Source organism: Hydrococcus rivularis NIES-593, from assembly GCF_001904635.1.
Taxonomy (GTDB): Bacteria; Cyanobacteriota; Cyanobacteriia; order Cyanobacteriales; family Microcystaceae; genus Hydrococcus; species Hydrococcus rivularis.
The window spans coordinates 235,779-260,501 of the sequence record NZ_MRCB01000003.1 but is presented as its reverse complement, the minus strand read 5'-3'; the positions used below and the strand labels follow the sequence as shown (position 1 = coordinate 260,501).

Annotated in this window: 16 protein-coding genes; 6 read left to right on the top strand and 10 right to left on the bottom strand. The window is 46.1% G+C overall.

All coding sequences use genetic code 11. The annotated features are described in order from the left end of the window. Positions 1–69: 69 nt before the first annotated feature. The 9 genes from NIES593_RS05000 to NIES593_RS23425 all read right to left on the bottom strand — a co-directional run bounded on the left by NIES593_RS05000 (position 70) and on the right by NIES593_RS23425 (position 12,795). Entirely contained in the window at positions 70–693 is a 624-nt protein-coding gene (locus tag NIES593_RS05000; protein ID WP_073598521.1) for a hypothetical protein, read from the bottom strand. 253 nt (positions 694–946) lie between these two features. After that, on the bottom strand, positions 947–2,140 hold the full coding sequence (locus NIES593_RS04995) for an FtsW/RodA/SpoVE family cell cycle protein (protein WP_073598520.1): 1,194 nt from the start codon (positions 2,138–2,140) through the stop codon (positions 947–949). A gap of 82 nt (positions 2,141–2,222) precedes the next feature. Beyond that, positions 2,223–2,426 (bottom strand): phycobilisome linker polypeptide, encoded by a 204-nt coding sequence (locus NIES593_RS04990; protein ID WP_015145928.1) that lies wholly within the window; start codon positions 2,424–2,426, stop codon positions 2,223–2,225. Between the two features lie 204 nt (positions 2,427–2,630). Next, on the bottom strand, positions 2,631–3,116 hold the full coding sequence (gene apcB / locus NIES593_RS04985) for an allophycocyanin subunit beta (RefSeq protein WP_015145929.1): 486 nt from the start codon (positions 3,114–3,116) through the stop codon (positions 2,631–2,633). Positions 3,117–3,202: 86 nt separating this feature from the next. Then, entirely contained in the window at positions 3,203–3,688 is a 486-nt protein-coding gene (locus NIES593_RS04980; protein ID WP_015145930.1) for an allophycocyanin subunit alpha, read from the bottom strand. Positions 3,689–4,146: 458 nt separating this feature from the next. Then, a complete protein-coding gene (locus NIES593_RS04975; RefSeq protein WP_073598519.1) occupies positions 4,147–4,818 on the bottom strand; it encodes an NYN domain-containing protein in 672 nt (223 codons plus the stop codon). 102 nt (positions 4,819–4,920) lie between these two features. Then, positions 4,921–5,607: a Uma2 family endonuclease gene (locus NIES593_RS04970; RefSeq protein WP_073598537.1), complete on the bottom strand. Its 687-nt coding sequence runs from the start codon at positions 5,605–5,607 to the stop codon at positions 4,921–4,923. 124 nt (positions 5,608–5,731) lie between these two features. Beyond that, positions 5,732–8,422, bottom strand: a complete 2,691-nt coding sequence (locus NIES593_RS04965) for a phycobilisome rod-core linker polypeptide (RefSeq protein WP_073598518.1) — start codon at positions 8,420–8,422, stop codon at positions 5,732–5,734. A 308-nt stretch (positions 8,423–8,730) separates the two neighbouring features. Next, positions 8,731–12,795: a S8 family serine peptidase gene (locus NIES593_RS23425; protein ID WP_139253626.1), complete on the bottom strand. Its 4,065-nt coding sequence runs from the start codon at positions 12,793–12,795 to the stop codon at positions 8,731–8,733. 664 nt (positions 12,796–13,459) lie between these two features. Between NIES593_RS23425 and NIES593_RS04930 the strand changes: the two genes are divergently transcribed. The 4 genes from NIES593_RS04930 to petA all read left to right on the top strand — a co-directional run bounded on the left by NIES593_RS04930 (position 13,460) and on the right by petA (position 16,396). Further along, positions 13,460–13,813: a response regulator gene (locus NIES593_RS04930; RefSeq protein ID WP_217651817.1), complete on the top strand. Its 354-nt coding sequence runs from the start codon at positions 13,460–13,462 to the stop codon at positions 13,811–13,813. 63 nt (positions 13,814–13,876) lie between these two features. Continuing rightward, entirely contained in the window at positions 13,877–14,590 is a 714-nt protein-coding gene (locus tag NIES593_RS04925) for a M15 family metallopeptidase (protein WP_073598517.1), read from the top strand. A gap of 216 nt (positions 14,591–14,806) precedes the next feature. After that, the gene (gene petC / locus NIES593_RS04920; RefSeq protein WP_015145935.1) at positions 14,807–15,346 is read left to right on the top strand and encodes a cytochrome b6-f complex iron-sulfur subunit; all 540 of its coding nucleotides are present in this window, start codon (positions 14,807–14,809) and stop codon (positions 15,344–15,346) included. A 60-nt stretch (positions 15,347–15,406) separates the two neighbouring features. Then, positions 15,407–16,396, top strand: a complete 990-nt coding sequence (gene petA / locus NIES593_RS04915; RefSeq protein WP_073598516.1) for a cytochrome f — start codon at positions 15,407–15,409, stop codon at positions 16,394–16,396. A gap of 486 nt (positions 16,397–16,882) precedes the next feature. Here petA and NIES593_RS04910 read toward each other — a convergent pair whose 3' ends face one another. Then, positions 16,883–18,679: a hypothetical protein gene (locus tag NIES593_RS04910; RefSeq protein ID WP_073598515.1), complete on the bottom strand. Its 1,797-nt coding sequence runs from the start codon at positions 18,677–18,679 to the stop codon at positions 16,883–16,885. A 474-nt stretch (positions 18,680–19,153) separates the two neighbouring features. On the opposite strand from NIES593_RS04910, the gene galE reads away from it, so the two are divergent. Together galE and NIES593_RS04900 are read left to right on the top strand one after the other, a co-directional pair. Beyond that, positions 19,154–20,377, top strand: a complete 1,224-nt coding sequence (gene galE / locus NIES593_RS04905) for a UDP-glucose 4-epimerase GalE (protein ID WP_073598514.1) — start codon at positions 19,154–19,156, stop codon at positions 20,375–20,377. Between the two features lie 175 nt (positions 20,378–20,552). Next, complete coding sequence (locus NIES593_RS04900) at positions 20,553–24,722, top strand: polysaccharide deacetylase (RefSeq protein WP_073598513.1); 4,170 nt, start codon at positions 20,553–20,555, stop codon at positions 24,720–24,722. The last annotated feature ends 1 nt before the right edge of the window (position 24,723 follow it).

Below are 24,723 nucleotides of genomic sequence, written 5' to 3'. Positions count from 1 at the left end.
GTTTCATATTCTTATATTAACATAGAAGATTATGTCTGACTATATATGACTATACCTTAATAGTTTGGATTATATACTAGCAGTCGCTTTCTTCAGTCGGAGCGAGGGAAAGAAGGGAAAGCAGGGATTGAACGTCCAGTGATAACTAAGCCGGGGAAAAGGCAGCCAGAGGTTAAAGCTGACTTGCCAAAAGGGAAAGAGGGGAGAAAAAACCCAATCGAGAACCAAACTCTCTTTAACCGCAGGAGAGGGAGAGATGGAAGGAGCCAGCGACCAAGCTTCTCGATTAAACTCTTCTTTTAACAGTTGTATTCCCCAATGGGTGACTTGAGCGCGCGGGGAAGATTCCGAAGACACTATGCAGATGCTATTTTCAACGAAGCGATCGCTAGAGGCAACCACGAGCAGATTGGTTCCATCCAAAGTAGCCTCAAAAGTCGCAAAATCTCGCTCTTGCCAACTCAACAGCACGCTCTGACCATCTGTGCCAATATATTCAGCTACTAGGTCGGTTGGCTCGACCAACGTATTGCCATCTTCGCCTAACTTTCCTCTAACCCGACCGACTAGGCGACTGCCGTCGTTGAAATGATAAGACCAGTTATACAGTTTCGCGATATAGGTTGGCTCTTTACCAAAGGTGAAGGACAAACCGACAGGTGATAGAGTCAATCGGGTACGGTAATTAGTCACTGGTTTTTTTGAGATTATGAAAGATGCCGCGAGCGAGCGGGTCTTTTGATCTTATTTTAGCTCGTGCCGAGCGAGCTGGTGCTTCTTTTATCTAAGTCCTCGAACTGAAATTTTCCTTAAAGCCAATCTTTCTTTGTTCGATTCTTTTGTTGATTTCTCCGATCCCCTACTTCAGGAAAATTAACGAGAGCATTATAGTAATTTCCTAAATACCTGCTCCGGATAGTTAAATGGGAAAAGGGCGCGATCGCTGTTAAGATTTGTTGGGCATCTTTACTATTTCGCGACCTTTTCTCAACGGTACTATCTCAGCTTCCTTGCTTTCTCTAGCCACCCGAATCAGCAATCCAGCCAAAATCAAACTCGCCAGACTAGAACTCCCGCCATAGCTAAATAAGGGCAAAGGCAAGCCCGTTGTCGGCAATGCTCCAGTTGCTACGCTGATATTGAGCAAGGCTTGTCCTACCATTACCGTCATCGCACCAAGCGCCACCAATTGTTTGACGCGATGGTTACATTTCATGGCAACGAACAAAGCCAGTGTGGCATAGCTGACGAGCAAGAGTAGCAGCAGGATACCGCCTGCGAAACCAAATTCTTCGGCAAAGACGGCAAAAATAAAATCCGTGTCCTGAAACGGTAAGTAGGAGAGCTTTTGCTGCGATAGCCCAAAACCCTCGCCCCAGGTTCCCCCAGAACCAATCGCTAGTAAACTTTGAACCAGTTGATAGCCTGTGTTCCTCGGATCCGCCCAGGGATCGAGGAAGGAAATAATCCGCTGGCGTTGGTATTCGTTAATAGTGACGCTGACAAAGGCGGTCAACATGCCAGTAATGGCAGTTCCGCCGAGATAGATCGAGGGCAATCCCGACCCTAATGCAATCAACCATATAGTTATGCCGCACAAAGCCGTAGTACTTAAATTGGGCTGAAGCAAAATTCCGGCAAGCGTTGCCGCGAAAACTCCCAGCCAAGTCAGGCGTATTTTCCAAGGCAATCGCCTCCACTCCCCAAAAAACCAGGCACTTTGCAGAACGAGCGCGGGTTTCATAAACTCTGAGGGTTGCAGGAGGATCGGTCCAAGTTTAATCCACCGGGTGGCTCCGTTGACTTCCGAACCCAGGGGAGTTAGGGTTAACAAAATCAATCCCAAGCAAAGCAAAACCAGCCAAGGGGCGATTTTTAATAGCAAACGAATCGGCGATCGCGCGATCGCATTGCAACCCATTAAGCCTATCCAGATCCAGATGAGTTGGCGTTTGACGTAATACCATCCATCTCCTCGCGTCGCGTCATTATCTGGATTGGCAGCCACGGCATAGGAGGCAGAAAATAAGACGACTAAACCGATGCCAAGCCACAACAGGGTTAACCAGCGCAGCAAACGCGCTTCAACCGACCAATTTTTTACTTCTGGGTCAAAAATAGGAATGAGATACCGCAGCACAGTAAATTTTTATCTCCAGCCCTTGACAAAGCAAAAAGAGGTCGTCACTGACCTCTCTTCGGTCTGCTGACTATTGAATTGATTACAGCAAGCCCGTATTTGTTCCTGGTTTGCCCGTTGCCAGCTGAACTTTGATAATTTTTCCGCCCATTTTCATGATGCGCTGCTGTTCGCGGAACCAGTTATCATAGGGAACTAGCTTGGTAAAGTAGGTGTTTTGTAATTCGCGCTGCGTCCGAATCCGGGTTTGGCTGGGCACGCAAGCAGTTACTTTGAACATCCGCATAAGTTAGATTCTCCCAATCTATTTATCCGATATTTTAAGGGTTGTACTTTTCTTATTTACAACAAAGGCCGGGAGTCATGAGTCAATACTAGATCTTTAAAACTTATCTTTTTATTAAGATTAAGCCTTTAAGGAGCTAGCACTCACTCTAGACTTCCCGAACCTCTAATAGACAACTTTTCTTCGGTTGCCAGATTAGTCGCTCTAGCTCAAGCCAGAACAGATGTAGTCGAAGTATACACCCATTTCTTTGCCAGCATCAGCACCAACTAGGCTAGCAGTAACTTCTTTCATTGCCTGGATAGCTTGGATGGTGGAGGAAATGGGAACGCCTAGAGAATTGTAGGTTTCCTTCAATCCATTGAGAACGCGCTCGTCGAGAATAGAGGGATCGCCAGCTAGCATTGCATAGGTTGCATAGCGCAGGTAGTAATCCAAGTCGCGGATGCAAGCAGCATAGCGGCGGGTGGTATACATATTTCCGCCAGGACGGGTTACGTCGGAGTAGAGCAAGGACTTCGCGACAGCTTCCTTGACGATTCCAGCAGCATTAGCGCTGATAACGCTGGCTGCCCGGACGCGCAGTTCGCCGCTAGCGAAGTAGTTCTTGAGCTTATCCATGGCAGCACCGTCGAGGTACTTTCCTTGAACGTCAGCCGAATTGATGACAGAAGTAATTGCGTCTTGCATAGTTTTGCTTCCTTATTTTGCCTAGTCTTATAAATCTTTACGAACAAACGCGAGATCTTTCTTGACGAATTAGGGGGCAGTAGTCCCTATGACATGGCTCCGATTACGTAGTCGAAGTAAGAAGCTGCTTCGGAGGCATCATCAGCAGACATCAGTCCTAGAGAGACTTCCTTCATTTCGCGGACGCTTTGAGCCACAGCGCCGATGTCGGTTCCCAAAGACTTATACATTTCGCGAACGCCAACTAAACCGATTTCTTCAATCGGGGTAACATCGCCAGCAACTACGCCATAGGTGATCAAGCGCAGGTAGTAATCCATGTCGCGCAAGCAAGTGGCGGTCATTTCTTCGCCATAGGCGTTGCCGCCAGGAGAGACGATATCGGGACGCTTTTGGAATAAGCGATCGCCTGCTTGCTTAACGATGGTTTCGCGAGCGCCAGTCAGGGTTTCGGCAATGCGCAGGCGAGCGGCACCGCCAGTAACAAACGCTTTGATTCTATCTAGTTCGCCAGGGCTGAGATAGCGGGCTTCTGCATCTGCATTCACGATTGATTTCGTGACAATACTCATCGATGGATTCCTCCCAAAAAAAATGAGACTAAAAAAGAGCGGATTCTCTTTAAACTATTAGCTCCGTTAAAACGGCTTAACAATCTTGTGTTTTAACACATTATTGACCCACCCGAATGCTCGAAGTTGAATAAAAATTCGGCTTTAGCGGGTAGCTTTTGCTTTTTGAGACTGTGGTTTGACTTGACTCGGAATTATGTCCCGATAGGTCTTACCGCAATTATTCTGAGGCATTGCGTTCACATTCGCTGTTACTCCTTAACAGTTTTTAACATTTTCCCTCAGAAATAAGGTCTGAACTCAGAAAAGCGATCGCTTATTGTTTTTTTGCTTAGCACGATTGAAGCCATTTGACAACCAGGACTCAAGAGAAAAATTCGGGGATTGGCGATCGCACTCAATACTACTTGCTAGTTGCTTAAATATTATTTCAGTTTGATATAAATATGAGGAGATTTTTAAATCTCAAAAATTTCTACTACTCTAACAAGTTCACTAATTTTTTTATGACCATAGTTTCTCGGATCGAACGAAGGAGAAAGCTTATTGAGTTGATTTCTTAGTTGACTTAAATCTGCCCATCCATCTTCACCTGAACTAGCCTCATAAGCATTTTTAAGTAAATTAATCAATTTTTGATTTTGATTAATCTTATTGTTCTGGCTAGATGTCTTTGACTCACCTAAAATATCTGTATAAACAAACTTGTTGCAGGCAGCCACGAAAGCTTCGGGTGTTTTTTGTTTTTCTCCAAAGCCATAAACAATCAATCCTGCTTCGCGAATGCGAGAAGCTAATCGGGTAAAGTCACTGTCGCTAGAAACAATACAGAACCCATCAAATTTACCTGTATAAAGTAAATCCATTGCATCGATAATTAAGGCGCTGTCAGTCGAATTTTTTCCGGTAGTGTATCGAAACTGTTGTACGGGTTGGATAGCAAATTTATTCAATTTATCTTTCCAACCGTTTAGATGAATACTCGTCCAATCGCCATAGATGCGTTTAACATTTGCCGTTCCATACTTAGCAATTTCTTCAAGTAAAGGCTCAACAAGATTGGCACTAGCATTATCTGCATCAATTAAAATAGCTAATTTAGCAGGATTGGATAGGTTGACGAAGCTCATAGGCTGAGGCAAAAACGACTGCTCTGGGTCTCTGTATCTAGAGTGCCCAAACGATCTAAAAAAATAGAGACGCGATCGCAAACCCTGCCTATATTTCCCAACCTAAAAATGCTGTGACAAATACTGCACAAATTCTACGTGTTCTTGACTATTCAATCCTTGTTGCAGCAGTGCTAAAACTGTTGTCATCTCTCCTGCGAGTAATGCCGTCACATTTAACCACAAACCAGGAAAAACAAAACTTTTAATGATACCATCGGCATCGGGTTCGAGTAGCACGTATTCGTCATTTTGCAAGCTGAACCAATCGAGTTTATTTTCTAAAATCTGCCAAACAATATATTCTCTAACACCATTACGACGATATGCCCGTTTCTTGTCGTATAAGTCAATGGCTGCACTGCTGGCGGCGACTACTTCTGCGACTAACTCTGGTGCGCCCTCGATGTAATCGTCTTGGCTAATACGTGCTTGTCCGCCGAGACGTTCGTCAATCAACAACACCGCATCTGGTTGCGGTTCGTTATCTAAGTCCAAGCGGACTGTGGCATTATCGGCTAATTTAACGCCTGGGGTAGCAACTTTGTAAACTCCCAACCAGATAATTAGGTCTCCATGAGGTTGTCCATGACTGTTAAAACGCAATGGGGAGGGCACGTACACGACTCCTTCAATTAATTCTGCTTTCTTAAGATGGGGCATCGCGGTATAACGGCGTTCAAATTCGTGGCGAGTGAGTCTATCCCCACTTTCTAAAGGCGGTGTATTTGGTCGTGCAAAAGTCGTCATAAGCCGATTCCAATTGAAGAAGTTTTGCTGCATCCAGTATATCGAGCTTGATAAAATTCTTTAATAAAAATAAAGACGCGATCGCTCGCGCCTCCATTCTATCTATGCGACTGATTTTACAGCCTTACACATTCAATTTTGCGGGTGTAAAACTAGGTACGACTATCTCCGTATCTTGCTTGGTCAGCTTATTATAGAGCTTCTCCGTATTGGGGAAGTTTGCCGCCGGAAGTGTTGGGAAGCGACGGTAGGGCACCACATCCTCACCGAACACTTGGGCATATTCCATGCTGTTGACCATCGCGCCAATGAAAGCACGAATGCCCTGCGTAGCCAGAATTTGATTGTATTTCTGGATTTCGCGCTGATTGAGGGGCGCACGCCCCAAGAAATGCTTCGTACCTAACTCGATTACTTTTGTATTGGGGAAAGGCGCGTAGAACTCTTTGATGTAGAGATCCGAACACCCCAATCCTTCGATAAACTCCTTAACCGTAATTTCTCCATTGCTCAGCTTGCTCTCCAGAGCAGAGAACTCAGTCTGAACGATAAAGGGATTGAGGTCGCGCTCGAAAATCTGACGATAGGCAGCTCGAATGAGGTTTCCAACCGCCACTTTGTCAGCCAAAGAGGTGAGCTTGAAGATCTTGGTTTGCTGACGCTGAGTGCTTACGCCTTGATTAATGCGGAATTGAATTTCGGGTTCCGTCAGCATTGCCGTCGTCTGACCCAACTCGACAAAGCGAGGCGTAACTTCTTTGTCAACTCGCTTCCCGATATCTTCGCGCAGCATTCCTACTCGTGCCATGCGCATTTGCAGACCGCCAGGGGTTAAATAGCGTTCGTAGGGAACGGTATCTTCCCCAAATGCCTGGGTATATTCGGGGCTGTCGATAATTGTATCTACGAGAGCATAGAAGCCTTTCTTGGAGCAAAGATCGAAGTACTTGTTCATTTCCTGACGACCGTAGGTCGGACGACCTAACAGGCGACGATGGATATACTCGATCGCTTTGACGACGTAGTATGGAGTCCAGTATGTCTTGCGGAAAGTTTCCGACTTCGCCAGCATTTTGATAAATTCGCGCAGCGTAATTTCGCCGTTCTCCAGCTTGATTTCTGCAACGCTCAGGCGCTGACCTTCGTAGACATCCCGTCCGAAGACCTGGCGATAAGCAGCCCGAATCACTGCCTGAGTCGAGCTTTCGCCATACTTGACGCTGACTCCATTGCTCGCTCCTGGCAGCTCGTTATTGAGGCGAAATACCTTCGGTCCCAGAGATCCTGGCATCTCTCCTCGCGCCGAGGGATTGCTATTTTGGTTGTTGATAGCAGGACCCCGGTGAATGAGGATGCGCTTGGTATCTTTGTTAAATGGAGCGGGTCTGGCGTTGGGATTGCAAGTTTCTTTAGGGAAGATCGCGCCAAATTGAATTTCCAGCGGGTCGTTACCGGAACCGTAAACGTGTTGATCGGGTAGCGGGCGATCGTACTTGGCGAAAGTTGTGATAAACTGAGGGACTTTGCGGAAGGGAGCGCTGTAGTTAAACAGATCTTGCTGCATTCCCCAATTGCGGCATTCCTGTGCTTCTTGACCCAATCCCCGGAGGTAGGGGACGGTTTCTTCGCCGAAGTAGTCAGAGTATTCTTGCGAATCTACTAAAGCATCTACTAGCGCGGCAAGTCCGCCGCGAGAAACAATGTCGAAGTATTTCTGAACTTCTTCGCGCGAGGAAGGACCGCGACCTAGAATATGACGGAACGCCAGTTCGAGAGCGCGGCTGTTGATAAATGGCTCGAAGAACTGTTTCCGGTACAGGGGAGATTTACATAGGCGGCGAACAAACTCTTTCATGGAAATGTCGCCGTTTTTAACCTGAGATTCTAGGTAAGAGATAGACAGGCTGTAGGCGCGAGTAATATCGCGCTCGAAAATTTGTCGGTAGGCAGCTTTGATAACAGCTTGCTTTTCTAATTCCGACAAACCGGGCTTCATAACGAATTTCTGCCGCCGCTCCGCTGCATTAAAATAACTCTGAGGCAGCGCTAATCCTTGCACGTCCGCAGAAGGCCCTTGGCGCAGCTTATTAGCAGGCGTTGGCGCTTTAAATTCGCTGATGAGAACGTCGAAATACTGCTTAACAATTTCTTTCGCTTCCAGATCGCGCTGGAAGTAATCGATAGAAGCTGCTCGCATTTCTTGGAGGGCAACGATAGTCGCATCGGTCGAGCAAGCATTTTCAATTACTTCTCGCAGTCCGCGCGTATTGACTACCAATATATTGGGGTCGCCAGCGACGATCGCGTAAGTAGTATAGCGCAAGAACCAAGATAAATCCCGCAGAGACTTTTGCATGTTGCTCGGACCGTAGCGGGAAATAGGAATGGGGCGAAATCCTGGCGGAATGGGACCTGTAGAACTAAAAATGGAGCGCAGACCGCCAAATATGCCGCCGCCACCGCCACCGCCTTCGACATAGGTGACATCCATGCCCGTTGCTTGCCGAGCACCTCCAGCTGCTACGCCAGCCACTGCCATTTCTTCGACCGAAGGTTTTTCCAGGTAAGCCATCGGCGACCCTCCGGTGAAAATCCGGTTAGCAGCACGGGACACGATTAGGTCGGAGTTTTTCGTCAGCGTCTGAGCAATGTCTATCCGCTTGCTGCCGGAGCGAAAATATTCGGTTAACTGATTGAGTTCTGCCTTTTCTAAAAAACGATCTTGTTGTTCTGCTTGAGAGATCGCAGAAACTGGGACGGTTTGATAGAGTTGAGGACGGGCTAACGAGCTTCCACCACTTGCCTTGACAGTCATTGGATTTCAACTATCTCCCATTAAAAAATTTGTTTAGTGAACTCCAGATTGGAGTAAAGATGCTTGCTACATCTCGATTTAAAATCAGATGTTTAAATTTTTGCGTCAGCATCTAGATTAGAATGTTTCGCGCTCTGTGAGTTACATTATTAAGAATTGTGTCGCGAAGTCTGAGAAAAAGTTCGAGAAGGCTGGCGATCGGGAACTAGGAGAAATCAAGGACAGCGATTAGCCTTGGGAGCGATCGCTCCCAAGGCTGGTCTGAATCGACTGTTTGTCAAGCAAAAATCAAACGATTTTTACTTTTTTTAAACAAACGAGAATGCTGGAGAGCCAAGGTTCAAATCGGTCGGAACATTTTGCAAAATGCTAATGAGTTCTCCTCTGGCTGCATCTCCAGGATCGTAGATCAAGGCTGCATTGATACTGCCGCTGCTAGTCGTGAAGAAGTCCAGACTGTACTGCGCGATCGCGCCATGCAGCTGAATAATATCTTGACTGGAGTCGAAATCGCTAATTAACGCATAGTCAGACTCGCCAGTGGTCAGCGGATCGCCATCGCTGTAGAAAACGCGATTGGCATCTCCCAATACAAAAGTATCGCTATCTGAAAAGCCAGTTAAAACATCCAACTCGCCAGCACCATAACCAGCAGACGGATCGACTCCAACTAAGCGATCGCTGCCAGCGCCACCATCGAGGGAATCATTGCTCGCTCCGCCTGTAAGGCTATCTGCGCCAGCTTCGCCAACCAGGCTATCCTCGCCTTTACCACCAAAGATGAGATCGTTGTCGGTACCGCCGTTGAGGGAGTCTTTTCCTTCTCCTCCATCGAGAGTATCCTGACCTGCATCGCCAAGAATGGTATCGTCGCCGGATTCGCCTAAAAGGCGATCGTTGCCAGCTCCGCCCTCGATCGAGTCGTTGCCGCCGCCACCGAGAATATTATCCCGTCCTCCGTTGCCTTTGAGGCGATCGTCGCCGTCGTTGCCAAAGATTCTGTCTCTGCCAGCGCCTCCTTCGACCGTATCGTTTCCTTCGTCAGCAGTAATTAGATCGTCGCCGTCGCCGCCGAAGATCTCATCTCTACCTGCCAGCGCTTGTATCACATCATTGCCGCCCAAACCGGAAATGCGATCGCGACGGTTGGTGCCAGTTATGATATCATCGCCTTCGGTGCCGACAATTTCATTGGGAGGACCGAGTTCGCTGAGAGCGTTGAAGGCATTGAGCCGACCGCCGGAGACAGTTTTTCCTTCTAGAACCGTGAGGGGATCGACAGTCGTCAGAAGCAGTTCTTTGACTTCTTGTGCGCTGAGGCTGGGGTCTTCCGACCAAAGCAAGCTGGCAACTCCCGATACGTGAGGCGTAGCCATTGACGTACCATCATAGGATGCATATCCCCCTCCAGGAACAGTGCTAAGGACACTCACCCCTGGAGCACCTAAATCGACGGAAGTTGCTCCGTAATTAGAAAACCACGCCAATTGGTCGCTAGCATCAGTAGCTGCGACAGAAATGATGTTGTCTAAATCGAAGCTAGCAGGGTAAGCAGGGTTTGGACCATCATTGTCATTAGCTCCGTTTCCTGCTGCCGCAATAAACAACTGCCCTGCTTTACCTGCGGCAGCGATCGCGTCGTACAAACCTTGGGAGAAGAAATAACCTCCCCAGCTATTGCTAGTCAGTTTCACTCCCATGAGGGTGGAATATTCCACTGCCTCAATCGCATCGAAGTCAGTTCCGCCTCCTCCAGAATCCAAAAACTTGATCGCCATAATCTTGGCGTTCCAATTGACACCAGTCACGCCAGTGTCGTTATTACCTTCAGCAGCAATTGTCCCCGCGACGTGAGTGCCGTGGAAAAAGTCATCAAAGGGATCGCCATCTTCGTTAACAAAGTCATAGCCGTAGTAATCATCTACATAGCCATTGCCATCATCGTCAACGCCATTGTTGGGAGTTTCTCCCGGATTGGTCCACATATTGTCGTTGAGATCCGGATGATTGTAGTCCACTCCCGTATCAATTACTCCCACTACTACGTCGCTTCCGGTTTGCCGATCCCAGGCTTCTGGGGCATCGATATCGGCATCGGAGGTGCCACCTGTTTGTCCGGTATTGTTTAAACCCCAGAGTTCGCCAAAACGCGGATCGTTGGGAATAGTTGCCGTAGTAGAGCGGATATAGTTAGGTTCGATATATTCGATCGCGGGATCTGCACTAAAACTTGCGATCGCGTCTCTGACGCTCGTTCCCGCTATCTTCCAACGTTGAATTCCCAGCGTCTTGGTGGTTTCTAGAACTGTAGCTCCTAGCCTTTCTTGGAGAAGACTAACTTTGTTTGCTTCTGTGCCAGCTTTGAGTTTAACGATCAGCTCGCCGGAGGCATAGTCTTTTCCTTCTGCCAAACCAGCTAGTCTTGCTAAGGGGCTAGTATTTTCTGGGATGGGACTTTCATCGGCGTTATTTGTCGTTCGTTGGGCGGATAGCGATGCGGTGGACACAGATGAAGCACCAGATCCTCCTTGCAAAATCGCGATCGTTTCCCCTCTGGCTTCTACTCCTGGATCGTAAATCATGGCTGCATCTACCCGTCCCGAAGGAGTGGTAAAGTAGTCTAATTTATACAGGTCGTCTGAGCCTTTGCGTTGCAGGGAATCTTGGCTGGGGTCGTAGTCTGTAATTAAAGCATAGTCAGACTCGCCCGTCGTCAGCGGATCGCCATCATCGTAGTAAACGCGATCGTTATCGCCAAGGGCAAAAGTGTCGTTTCCCGTACCGCCAGAGAGAGTATCGATCTCGCCCGCACCAAAACCAACTTTCGCGCCGGAGACTACCGCGAGGTTGATTCCCACTAAATTATCATTTCCGGCTCCTCCATCGAGGAGATCGTTATCGAATCCTCCCACCAAGGTATCAGCCTCAGTGCCGCCGCTGAGACTGTCACTGCCGCTGCCTCCTAAGATGCGATCGCTTCCCACATTGCCAGAAAGCGAGTCAGTGCCATCTCCCCCGTCGATGGTGTCGTCGCCGCCTTGACCGACGATGGTATCATTGCCTGCCTGTCCGAGCAAACGATCTCGACCAGCGCCGCCATCAATGGAATCGTTGTCCTCGCCACCGAGAATGTCATCGCGACCCTCATTACCGATTAAAATGTCATTGCCGCCATTCCCAGAGATGGTATCATTACCGCTCCCTCCTTCCGCTTTGTCTTTGCCATCTCCAGCAGTAATCAGGTCATTGCCTGTGCCACCTAAAATTTGGTCGTTGCCAGCTAGACCTTGTAGAACGTCATTGCCACCCAAACCAGAAATGGTATCGGGTCCTCTGCCGCCAGTTAATACGTCATCGCCCTCAGTACCGATGAGTTCGATACCAGGCGGAATTTCATAGAGATAAATTTCATTGTCGGTGCCGTCATAGCTGCTCCAGACTACTTTATTACCAGAAATCTGTGGGCTGTAGTCGGAGAAGTTGTTATTGGTCAGTTGGATGACATCGCCATCGTAGAGGTAGATTTCGTCGTCGTTACCGTCATAGCCACTCCAAACTACTTTATCGCCATCTATCTGTGGACTGTAATCGTAGAAATTGTTGTCGGTTAGTTGAATGGTTTGGTTGCCATCGTAGAGGTAGATTTCGCTGTCGGAGTAGTCGGGAGGATAGGCGGACCAAACTACTTTATTGCCATCTATCTGAGGGCTGTAATCGTAGAGATTGTTGTCGGTCAGCCGAGTAGTCTTATTACCATCATAAAGGTATATTTCATCGTCGTTGCCGTCAGAGCCGCTCCAGACTACATTGTTGCCTGAAATCTGTGGGCTGTAGTCGGAGAAGTTGTTATCGGTTAATTGAACGATTTTGCTGCCGTCGTAGAGGTAGATTTCGTCGTCGTTACCGTCATAGCCACTCCAAACCACTTTATTGCCCGAAATCTGTGGGCTGTAGTCGGAGAAGTTGTTATCGGTTAATTGGACGATTTTGCTGCCGTCGTAGAAGTAGATTTCGCTGTCAGAGTAGTCGGGAGGATAGGCGGACCAAACTACTTTATTGCCATCTATCTGAGGGCTGTAATCGTAGAGATTGTTGTCGGTCAGCCGAGTAGTCTTATTACCATCATAAAGGTATATTTCATCGTCGTTGCCGTCAGAGCCGCTCCAGACTACATTGTTGCCTGAAATCTGTGGGCTGTAGTCGTAGAAGTTATTATTGGTCAGTTGGGTAATCTTGCTGCCATCGTAGAAATAAATTTCACTGTCATTAAAGTCGGGATAACCAATCCAAGCTACTTTATTGCCATCTATTTGCGGACCGTAGTCATCAAAGTTGTTGTTGGTTAATTGGATGATGTCATTATTGTTAGCCATGTTTCACGTCTCCTGATTCAATTGGGCAACTTTCAATGGGTTGCTCAGTTGAGAGTTCGCACGGTAGCGATTCTTCTTCAAAAACTGCCCGTGATTACGATGCGCCAATCGCCAAAATTATTAATTTAATTTGCATATTGCGGTTGTTGTCACTGCAAGACAATATAACTCCTTCGCTACCCTCTTAATTTGGGAAGCGAACGATGTTGGCAAGATAAGTATGCAGCGCTTTCAATCCGCCAAAATCAAAAAACTTCTTGGGTTCTTAGAATCCTGTGTCCTCCAATTGCACTCCTAATAAACCACTTAGCTTTAGCAAAGACAAATGGTTCCTTTGAAAGTTCTTTTGAATGTTTGTTAGGGAAAACAGAAGCGAACGATCTTTGAGAAGAACAAAGATGTTTTGATTGAGTATGTATTGTATGTTTCTATTTTAGGATATATGCAAATTAAATCAACAAAATTTGTCTTAAACTTCTGGAAATCGATTGATAAATTATCAAAGCTTCATTTTTCTTAACTATAGCGATCGCTAGATTTCTTCAACAGTTCTTCATTTTTCTTCGGTTTAATGATAAGTAACCCGACTCGGTTTTGGTTTATGGTCTCGATTGCTAAGCAATATAGGAGTTACAGGAAAGCTGTAGTACCCTCCAAGCAAATTTTGATTATTGATGATGAAGCTGACAACCGAATGGTTATCGGTTGTTGCTTAGAAGATCTGGGGGGTTGGCAAGTACTCGAAGCCGCTTCGGGTGAGGAGGGGCTGCTCGAAGTACAAACCCGAAAACCCGATGCCATTATTTTAGATATAGAGATGGGCGGGATGAATGGAATCGAGTTTCTGCAACGACTGCGCGCGAACCCCGAACATCAGAAAATTCCAGTGGTGTTGTTGACGGTAATTGCCGATTTGCTCGATCCCCAGGAACTGTCAAAGCTAGGGGTTGTAAAAATACTTGCCAAACCCTTTAAGCTGTCTGCCTTAATAACCCAGATAGCGGAGGTGCTTGAGTGAATCTGAGATCGCTCGGAATTGCAGAGTGAGTAAAATATTTTCCGATTCGCTAGTTCCCAGCCTATGAAACCTTATCAAAAAATTCCCATTCAGGAGTGCGACGAACCATTAGTTGCCATTCCACTTGGAAAATTCGCGATCGAGTCTCCCCATCCCTACGAAAAACTGGGGGCAAATTACAGAGGGCAATCGCCCTATTCTCTTCGCCAAGGCGTTCTTGAAGCGTTAATTAACGCCCAAACTTACTTACATCAGCGCTATCCGGGATGGAAAATTAAAATTTTTGATGCTTATCGACCCGTCGAAGTGCAACAATTTATGGTCGGTTATACCTTAGCTAGGCTGCTACGAGAGAGGGGATTAAAGCAAGAAAATTTATCGAGCGAACAGCGTCAGAAGCTTTTGGAAGAAGTCTACCAAATTTGGGCAGTTCCAAGCGATAATCCCGCTACGCCTCCCCCACACAGTACGGGAGCGGCAGTTGACGTTACTTTAGTCGATGCGACGGGAAATACGCTGGATATGGGAGGGGAAATCGACGAACTCTCGCCGCGATCGCATCCCGATTACTATGCCAACATGACTAGCGAAAAAGAACGCCTTTATTGCACCAGACGGCAGCTGTTATATGAAGTCATGCGCGAGGCTGGATTTTGCCGTCATCCGGGAGAATGGTGGCATTTTTCCCTAGGCGATCAAATGTGGGCGTGGCAGCACAGTCGAGAAAATCTCGATAACTTTCTGGCTGCTCGGTATGGAAGGGTATTAAATCTGTAATAATTTAATACTGAAGAGTTGTAAACCTTTTTAAAGAAAATGTCACTACCTCTGTTTAAAGGTTACTTATCAGTGTTCTCTACCAGTCAGCAGAGACAATAATCCTGAGAGGAATTTCAAAAAGGTTTACAGAAATTGCAGGGAAAGCCTAAAAGCCTTATCCCTCAATTGAGATGAGTCCAAAGACTGAAAAGATAAACATAAAGAAGGTTAGTTATGACTCAGATGTCAGGAGCATCCGATGTCCCAGATATGGGTCGTCGCCAATTCATGAACTTATTGACTTTCGGGACGATTACGGGCGTAGCGGCAGGCGCACTCTACCCAGTCGTCAAGTACTTTATCCCGCCTTCTAGCGGCGGAGTTGGCGGCGGCGTTACCGCTAAAGACGCTCTCGGTAACGATATCATCGTCAGCGAATTTTTAGCGACTCATAACCCAGGCGATCGCACTTTAGCACAAGGACTCAAAGGCGATCCTACTTACATCGTCGTACAAGAAGACAAAACTATCGCTAACTACGGTATTAATGCCGTTTGCACGCACCTGGGTTGCGTCGTTCCTTGGAACGCCGCTGAAGAAAAATTCATCTGTCCCTGTCACGGTTCCCAGTACAATGCTGAAGGGAAAGTCGTGCGCGGTCCCGCACCGCTATCCCTTGCCTTGGCACATGCTACGGTAGACAACGATAAAGTTGTCTTTACCCCCTGGACGGAAACCGATTTCCGAACTGGCGAAGACCCCTGGTGGGCTTAATTAGTCTCGATAGAATAACGATTTGTTGAAGTTTCAGTTTTTGAGTAATTTGACATAGAGATGAGAACCCCTTATATCTCGGCAATATGGCGAACTGGCAAGCAGGTAATGCTCAAAGCAACCCTGCTGGCGATCGTTTCTGTTGCCCTTTTCCTTGCCAGCGATCTAGCATTTCCTCAATCGGCGGCAGCTTATCCGTTTTGGGCGCAGCAAACCGCACCGGAAACCCCTCGCGAACCTACCGGACGCATCGTTTGCGCTAACTGTCACCTAGCCCAAAAATCTGCGGAAATTGAAATTCCCCAGTCGGTGCTGCCCGATACCGTTTTTGAAGCCGTGGTAAAAATCCCCTACGACACAAGCGTCCAACAAGTTTTAGGAGACGGTTCTAAAGGCGGTCTCAACGTTGGCGCAGTTCTCATGCTGCCAGAAGGATTCAAGATCGCTCCCCCCGACAGAATTCCTGAACAAATGAAGGAAAAAGTCGGTGGCATATACTTTCAGCCCTATCGGGAAGACCAAGAAAACGTCGTTATCGTCGGACCTCTCCCTGGCGAACAATATCAGGAAATCGTTTTCCCCGTTCTCTCTCCCGATCCCGCAACTGATAAAAATATTCACTTCGGTAAATATTCCGTTCACTTAGGTGCCAATCGCGGTCGCGGTCAACTCTATCCTACGGGAGAAGCTAGCAATAATAACGTTTTTAAAGCATCTGCGGCTGGCACGATCTCACAAATTAGCAAGCAAGAAGCAGGCGGCTACGAAGTGACGATTACTGCGGCAGATGGCAGCACCGTGGTAGACAAGATTCCTGCCGGACCAGAATTAATCGTTTCCGAAGGACAACGGGTTGCTGCCGGAGAAGCCCTTACTAACAACCCGAACGTGGGAGGATTCGGTCAGAAAGATACAGAAGTCGTTCTGCAAAGTCCAGACCGCATTAAGTGGTTGATGGTGTTCGTTGCTGGTATTATGCTGTCTCAAATCTTGCTGATTCTCAAGAAGAAGCAAGTCGAAAGAGTTCAAGCAGCAGAAATGAACTTTTAATTCGAGCGTTAATAATTCCTATCTAGGGCGGGTAATTATTACCCGTCTTTTTTTTGCGATCTTCTCTTGAGCGCGATCGCAAATTCTACCATTTTTCATTCATTAATGACAGAGATAGTCGATCGCCCTCACCCCCAACCTCTCTCCNCTATTTGGGAGAGGGGAGAAGAATGTCGATCGCGAAAACCTGAAAATTGGTATTAATTCTGATACGGCAGGGGTTAGTTCTGCGATTTCAGCGATCGCTTTATTGCGCTTCAACTTTGCTAACTGGGGCAGCTTTTTGGTGGCTTGGTAATGGCTCTAGTTAATCAAGCATACACGGTATTGGTGTGGATACCGTTTTCGTGCGCGATCGCGTTGTAACTGTTTTTTAAGTGACCGCCGAGCAGGTGGCGATCGCGCAACAATCCAGTTGAACTTAACTAAGAAATGAGTTCTCAGTTGCCTTTCCTGGAGGCACGGACGGCGATGCTTGCTAGAACTTTAGGAAGTGCTACTAAGCAGAAAATAGTAGATTCTCAGTTCGTCATCTTCATAATAAATAGAAGTATTGGCATGGGTGCGACGATACGCCTCGCACATCTGTAAGGCTTCGTACTGCACGCTAGCTCGACCTGCTGCCGATCGATAGTAGCGATAGGTAGGATCGGACAGGAGCGAGTAGGGAACATTTTGAGGAGCGATCGCTGAGGTAATAAAGGGCTTTTTTTCCACGAAAATAAACAGATGAGGCGTGGAAAACGGAAATTTAAAATCCGGATTGCCTACCTTTTTGACATAATTGTTGACAACCTGTGCCAGATCTTGATACCATCCTGCGCCATAACTTTGGGAAAACTGCTCGACGGGAGCGACAATCGCCCAACTTTTGTTCGGAAAGAGCATGCGGAGTTCTAAGGTTTTGCGAGCAGCTATATCGTATTCTAGATAAGGAATCTGGGGCGGCAGGGGAAGTAAGAAATTCAGCGAAAAGGCAAAAACGAGTATTAAGCAGACGGCGTGCGACCATCGACGCAATATTAAACTCAATAACCAGATTGCCAAGAGCGACAGAAGTCCCCAAAGTAAACTCAATCCTATTGGCAGCGTCAAGAGAAAGCTTTGACCCCAGTGCTGCTGATTTTCGGGACTAGCCGCGAGTAGCGCCAAGGCTATCCACGCGATCGCAACTACGGCCAGGGCAAACCTGCGTCCGCCTAGCAGTCCGATCCCGCCAACGAATGCCAGAATTAGTAGTAGCGGAGCTGTCATGGTAACGATCGCCAAGCAACAAACAATATCGATCCCAGCAGATTGTCTTTGTTTTCCGAATCCGGCATTGCAGCAGCAGGCGATCGCTAATAGAAGAAAAGTCGCTCCGATTTCTAACTCGCCTGCTGCCCATTGTCGAATCAGCGATGTATTCAAACTCTCTACAATTGTACTCAGCCATTGTTGCAACCAGTCGGGTAAATTGCTATGAATCTCTTTGTGCCAAGTAAATAAATAAGCTCCCAAGCTGTAGGTCGCTATCAGTGCGGCTGTTGTATTCTGCGTGAGAACGCGCACGTGATAACCGACGCTCAACACTAAGAGTAGCCCCAATAGCGGACTTAAGAAGCGAATCACCTGCATGGCATCGATCGCCCCTAATAGGGACACGACAGTTGCTAAGGCAGGTAACACGGGCACATAGTTGACCTGGGGCTGTTCTCCTGCCAGAAATTGCCGGGTTATCAGCAAGGTGCGATAGCTATCGGGGTGTGAGAAACGCAGTTCGAGTAGGGGATGTTCGAGACGAAGCAGGATAGCAAAGGTGAAAATGACTAACAGTGCCAGCACGGCCAGCTTGTTCTGTTCTATGGCAATTCGGATCGATCTAAGGGAGCGAACCAGCCAAATTTTGAGGAATCGCCCACTCTGACGAGCTACCTGCTGAAGTTCGGCAAACAAGCCGCGATCGAGCCAATCTACGGTAGCAAACGCCAAGGGTTGCAACGCTAAGGTCAACTGCGCGATCGCACCCCGGCGATGGCGGAACAGCCAGCCCAGCAGAAAACACAAACCGCAAAAAAGCACTAGGGTAAACCAGCTAAATAGGCGCAATGTGCTTAAACTCAGTACTCCCGCCACTGCAACTAGCGTCATTCGCGCCCAAGCTGCGATCGCTCGACTGTCAGGCGATTTGGCTTTGGCAGAAGACATCAACTGACCGGGCAACCAAAAAAATACGGCGATAAATAGCGCACTTACCCAGAGAGCAGCAATTAGATCGAGGAGAAGGTTTTGAATAACTGACACGATCGCAAATTTAAACGTTAAAAATTTAACCAGTTAATTCTCAGCTTACAGGCAAATCCATCATACTCTATAATGCAAATTAAATAATGTCATTTTGGCGATCGATTACAGTTTTTAAATTTGTACATTTTATATCCTAAAAAAATAACATTTTTGCCTCAAAAAATACTCTTTTTAAGGTGCAGCAGAAGCCATAAACTAGGTAACGCGAAGTCCAAACTCCTTGAAAATTATGGCATTTTACCCAATAAAGATTTAGTTATTATAAATTTTGATTTTAGACTCTTGATGTTTTAATTAGGATGTGACTATAATTAAAGATTAAGTATTTTCTTTTAAAAAAAGCAATTCAATATTCATAGAAAAATAGCAATAAATCGTAAAAAACTTGACAGAAACTTTATAAAAGCTGTAAGTTGTTATGTCATAATAATTTTTGAAAACATTTAAGTATATTCTCTTAAGTAAAATCCGATGACTAAAAAAATATTAGTTACCGGAGGAGCTGGTTATATCGGCTCTCATACCGTGTATCAATTGGGAAAATTTGGTTATGATGTCGTGGTTTATGACAACCTTTCTACTGGTTCGGCATCGGCAGTAACTAATGGCGAATTGATTGTTGGCGGATTAGAAAATAAAAAATTTTTATCGCATATTTTTGCCAAACATCAATTTGATGCCGTCATCCATTTTGCAGCCAGTATTTCCGTCCCGGAATCCGTCGCTCAACCCCTCGATTACTACACCAACAATACTTGCAACACCTTAAATTTATTGCAGTGCTGTCAGATCTACGGGGTTGATAAATTCATCTTTTCCAGCACCGCTGCTACCTACGGTGAGCCAAAAGAAAATCCGGTGACAGAAAACTCGCCAACCGAACCGATGAATCCCTACGGTCGCTCTAAACTGATGAGCGAACAGATAATTCGCGACTACAGTCGCACTTCTGGATTAAAATACGTTATTTTGCGCTACTTCAATGTAGCTGGCGCAGATACGAGCGGAAAAATCGGTCAGTCTGCCAAAAAAGCCGAACACTTAATCAAGGTGGCTTGCGATGCTGCATTGGGTCGTCGTCATTGTGTCAAGGTCTTTGGAACGGATTTTCCTACTCCAGACGGCACCGGGATTAGAGATTACATCCACGTAGAAGACTTGGCAAGAGCGCATATCGATGCACTGCGCTACTTAGAAGCAGGCGGTGACAGCCAAATTTTCAACTGCGGTTATGGTCGAGGTTACAGCGTCCGAGAAGTTATCGACAAAGTAAAAGAGATTTCTGGCGTAGATTTTTCTGTCATCGCAACAATGCGACGAGCAGGAGATCCTGCTTGTGTCGTTGCCTGCGCTGACAAGATTCGTCAGATGCTCGGTTGGGAACCTAAATTTAATAGTTTGGACACAATTGTTAGAACGGCTTTGAATTGGGAGAAAAAATTAATTGCGCTTGCCCAATTAGAAAAAACCCTAGCCGAACAAAATTTTAAGCTAGGCGTTCTCCTGCTTGAGAAACAGATTATTTCTGCAGCTGAATTAGAGAAATTCTTACAAGAACAATCGGCTAACGGAATGAAGTTAGGCGAACTGTTAGTTCAGAAAGGAATTTTGTGCCAAAATCATTTAGAGAGCATTCTAAAAGAGCAAAGCTGGCGAAAGAAAGGTGTTTGGTTAAAGTTACCAATTGCAGTTTGATCTAACGAGTTATCTGTTGTTTTCCTAGCCCTTCAACCTAAAAATTATTTTTCTGAAAACCAATAGTTTTTCTTACTCCTTACTTCGAGCAATCTTGGAATAGTTAGGAGTTCTAGAATCTATGTTTAATTCTCTCAATTAAAATTTTTAGTTTATTAGATAAAAAGGAGCAATAATGTCTAATTATTGGCTGTTAGAATCAATCGAATCAGCATTGACTACAGTTTTACCGAGCGCCTTAGAAAAACTTAAATTTTTGAGTAATGACGAAGTGCAAGCAGGCTCCGCCGTCTCACAGCGGAGTACCTTGCACTCTACTTTTCTTGAAAAAATGAGTCTTGCTTTTGGCAATGCTTGGGATCGCGATCGCGCTAAAGCATTACTAAAAAACTTAGTAAGCGGTAACAATTTACCAGAGATTAAAATTGTTTCGTCTACGCAAATTAATGGCGGCAAAGGAGCTTTCGATCGCGTCGATAATGTTATCTATTTATCGCAGGAATTTTTAATTGCCAATGCTGGTAATTTAGATTCTATTGAAAGCGTTCTTCTAGAAGAAATCGGTCATTTTATTGATTCTCAAATTAATCCTACAGATTCGGCGGGAGATGAAGGAGCAATTTTTGCGGCAATTGTTCAAGGAAAATCTCTATCTGACTCGGAACTTAACGCTCTAAAAACCGAAAATGATACGACTACTGTTACCATTAACGGACAAACGAGAACGGTAGAACTTGCGGCAAGTTTTGGCAATATTACTCTCGATGGAAACTTAAGCGACTGGACAAACTTTTTCCGCTTAGATGCAGTTCCAGGAACGGGACAACCAGGATATGAAATTTATGGCAAATATGCAGGCAATGCCTATATATTTGCGATTAAATCAGATAGTACTCAAATTGCTACTGGAACGACTATTTGGCTAAATACCGACCGCAATACAAGTACGGGCTATCAAATATTTGGTTTTGCCGGCGGTGCAGAATATAACGTCAATTTTTTCACCGATAATCAACCCTATCTTTATACGGGTGCAGACGGAGAAATTCCGGTTGGAGATACGATTGCTGGCATCCCTTTAAATTATGCTTTTGGCAATAACAATCAAATCGTTGAATTTGCCGTTCCCATCTCGCAGTTGCAAGGAGTTTCTCCCAATAGCGCGATCGATATTTTAGCCGATATTAATAATCAGGTATTCTTACCATCAGATTATTCTGCCGCCCCCTATACGATTAAAACCAATTTACCGCAGAGAACTGACTTTAGTAAAAAAGTCGCCATTGTTTTTTCTGAAACAACTGCTAATAACTTTTTTGATAAAAAGGCATATACCCAGCTATTCATGTCCATGCAATACCAGGCGATGATGGCAGGGATTCCCTTTGACATTATTACAGAAAACGATCTGACCAATATCAATAATCTGGTCAATTATGATGCTATAATCTTTCCCTCTTTTCGCAACGTTAAAACTAGCCAACTGGGCGCAATTACAGATACTCTACTCGACGCGGTTTATAAATACAATATCGGCATTATTACTGCCGGAGATTTCCTAAGCAATGACGAAAATAATAATGCTTTACCGGGCGATTCCTACATTCGCATGAAGCAGCTTTTAGATGTCACTCGTACTACGGGCGGCGGTCCCATTAATGGTACTCTCAGAGCTGAGGATATTACCCATCCGGTAATGCAGAATTATGCCTCTAACGAGCCAATTCGTGCCTATAATGGCATATTTTTTAACGCCTATGGCGACGGAATTACTGGCGACAACAAACAACCCATCGTTTTGGCAGATTTTGAAGCAAACGGTCAGAGTTATAATGCCATTTTAGCAACGCAAACAGGCGGTAGAAACGTTCATTTTGCGACTGAAGGATTTCTCGGAGATAATAATTTAGTTTGGCAAGCACTGCAATGGGTTATTTCTAATAACCAGCCAACCGTTCGACTGAATATGAGTCGGGATGCAAGTATTTTTCTCTCCCGAAATGACATGGATCAGTCGCAGTATATCGATCAAGTTCCTCGCGTAAATGTTCCACTGTACGACATCATTGCTGAGTGGAAGAATAACTATAATTTTGTCGGTTCTTATTACATCAATGTTGGGAATAGACCAAACCAAGGAGCCGTTACGGATTGGACGGTTTCTGGTCCCTTATACCGAGATTATATTGCTCTGGGCAATGAAATCGGAACTCACTCTTATACTCATCTGCAATTCGACTATACGCCTCCTAACGATACCAATGTTTTAACTCCCGCTCAATTAGAATTTGAATTCAATCAATCCAAATTAGTTATCGAGCAAGAATTAGGAAAATACGTTCCGGGTTTTCAAGTTATTGGTGCGGCAATTCCCGGTCAACCGGAAGGAATTGCCGTCAGTGAAGAATTAAGAAAATATCTTTCCTATGTAACGGGTGGATATGCAAGCGTTGGTGCGGGATATCCAGGGGCATTTGGATTCATGTTTCCGGAAGATGATTATGTCTATTTCGCTCCCAACATGTCTTTCGATTTTTCCTTAATTGGATTTAGACAATTAACGGCACAACAAGCCGAGGCAGTTTGGGCGCAAGAATATGCAGAGATAATTAACAAAGCTGCCCAACCGATCGTTCTCTTTCCTTGGCATGACTATGGTCCTACTTTAGCCGAGCCTGGTTATACCAAGGAAATGTTTACCAATTTTATCGCTAGGGCATACAACGACAACACAGAATTTGTTACTTTTGCCGATCTCCATCAGCGCATCAAAACCTTCGAGCAATCTCAGTTATTTATTAACAATGCTGGCAATACTATTACTGCGAGAGTCGCTTCCAATGATGTGGGAAAATTTTCGCTCAACGTTAGTAATAACCAATCCATTCAAAGTGTAAACAATTGGTATGCCTACGACAGAGATACGGTATTTCTTCCCAAAAATGGCGGCGAATTTACTATCAATTTGGGTGCGACACCCGATGATGTCACGCGGATTACTAACTTGCCCATGCGGGCTGAATTGTTGTCTTTGACGGGAAATGGCACCGATTTAGAGTTTACCTTCGTTGGCGAAGGTGAAGTCGTCCTCGATTTGAAAGCTGCTAATGGAAGAAATTATTCCATCGAAGGGGCAAGCAGTTGGACTCTCAATGGAGAAATCCTGAGAATGCGATTCAATACCGTCAAGCAACATACAGGGCGCGTCAGCTTGTCTCCAACGGTTGCAAGTCCCCTGTCCGTTGCCAATCCCATCGCCGATGTTGCAGTTGATGAAGATGCAGCCAATACCGTTATCGATCTCAGTAACGTCTTTAGCGACGGTAGCAGCCCCCCGGCAGCCATTGAGAAAACCATCTTTGCCAACAGCAATAGCGATTTAGTCGCTGCTACGATCGCCGATAATAATCTGGTTCTAGATTATCAACCCGATCGCTTTGGCACCGCAGAAATTACCATTCGCGGTACATCTAATGGTTCGATCGTCGATGACACCTTTATCGTTACCGTCAATCCCGTCGATGATGCACCTATCGTCGCCAATCCGATTGCCGATGTCAGTGCCAACCAAGATGCACCCAACACCAGCATCGATCTCAGTAACGTCTTTACCGATATCGATAACGATCCTGCCGCGATCGCGAAAACCGTTCTGACTAATACGAATCCCAGCTTAGTTACTGCCGCGATCGCCAATAATACCCTTACCTTAGATTACCAACCCAATCGATTTGGCACTTCAAACATTACCATTCGCGGCACATCTGGCGGCAAAACCGTTGACGATACCTTTAGTGTCACCGTCAACCCAGTCGGCAAGGTCATCAATGGAACGGCTAGCAACAATTCCCTTTCAGGCACCGCAGGTCGAGACATTATCTACGGTTTGGGCGGAAATGACACGCTCGCCGGCAACGGGGGAGATGATGTTCTCTTTGGCGGGGCAGGCAATGACTCTCTCCAAGGTGGCGGCGGACGCGACGTACTGATTGGGGTCGATCCCAGTCAATCGACCGCAGGTAGGGGCGAGATAGATATTCTCAGAGGCAACCAAGGCAGCGATCGCTTTGTTCTAGGAGAGTGGGATCGAGTTTATTACGACGACGGCAACGACGGCGATCGCGGTTTAGCCGATTATGCTCGAATCGTTGATTTCTCGGCTACTCAGGGAGATACGATCCAACTTCGCGGGAATGCTTCTAACTATAACCTGAGTGCTTCTCCCAGCGGTTTGCCTAGCGGGACGGCTATCTTCTTAAAGACTTCGGGACAGGACGAACTGATTGGCATCGTACAAGGGGTTAGCAACCTAAATCTCAATAGCAGCGCTTTTAGTTTCGTTTAGT

Coding starts and splice junctions, on each gene's coding strand:
- NIES593_RS04990 (WP_015145928.1), bottom strand. CDS start 2,426: ATGCGGATGTTCAAAGTAACTGCTTGCGTGCCCAGCCAAACCCGGATT.
- apcB (WP_015145929.1), bottom strand. CDS start 3,116: ATGCAAGACGCAATTACTTCTGTCATCAATTCGGCTGACGTTCAAGGA.
- NIES593_RS04980 (WP_015145930.1), bottom strand. CDS start 3,688: ATGAGTATTGTCACGAAATCAATCGTGAATGCAGATGCAGAAGCCCGC.
- NIES593_RS04975 (WP_073598519.1), bottom strand. CDS start 4,818: ATGAGCTTCGTCAACCTATCCAATCCTGCTAAATTAGCTATTTTAATT.
- NIES593_RS04970 (WP_073598537.1), bottom strand. CDS start 5,607: ATGACGACTTTTGCACGACCAAATACACCGCCTTTAGAAAGTGGGGAT.
- NIES593_RS04965 (WP_073598518.1), bottom strand. CDS start 8,422: ATGACTGTCAAGGCAAGTGGTGGAAGCTCGTTAGCCCGTCCTCAACTC.
- NIES593_RS23425 (WP_139253626.1), bottom strand. CDS start 12,795: ATGGCTAACAATAATGACATCATCCAATTAACCAACAACAACTTTGAT.
- NIES593_RS04925 (WP_073598517.1), top strand. CDS start 13,877: ATGAAACCTTATCAAAAAATTCCCATTCAGGAGTGCGACGAACCATTA.
- petC (WP_015145935.1), top strand. CDS start 14,807: ATGACTCAGATGTCAGGAGCATCCGATGTCCCAGATATGGGTCGTCGC.
- petA (WP_073598516.1), top strand. CDS start 15,407: ATGAGAACCCCTTATATCTCGGCAATATGGCGAACTGGCAAGCAGGTA.
- galE (WP_073598514.1), top strand. CDS start 19,154: ATGACTAAAAAAATATTAGTTACCGGAGGAGCTGGTTATATCGGCTCT.
- NIES593_RS04900 (WP_073598513.1), top strand. CDS start 20,553: ATGTCTAATTATTGGCTGTTAGAATCAATCGAATCAGCATTGACTACA.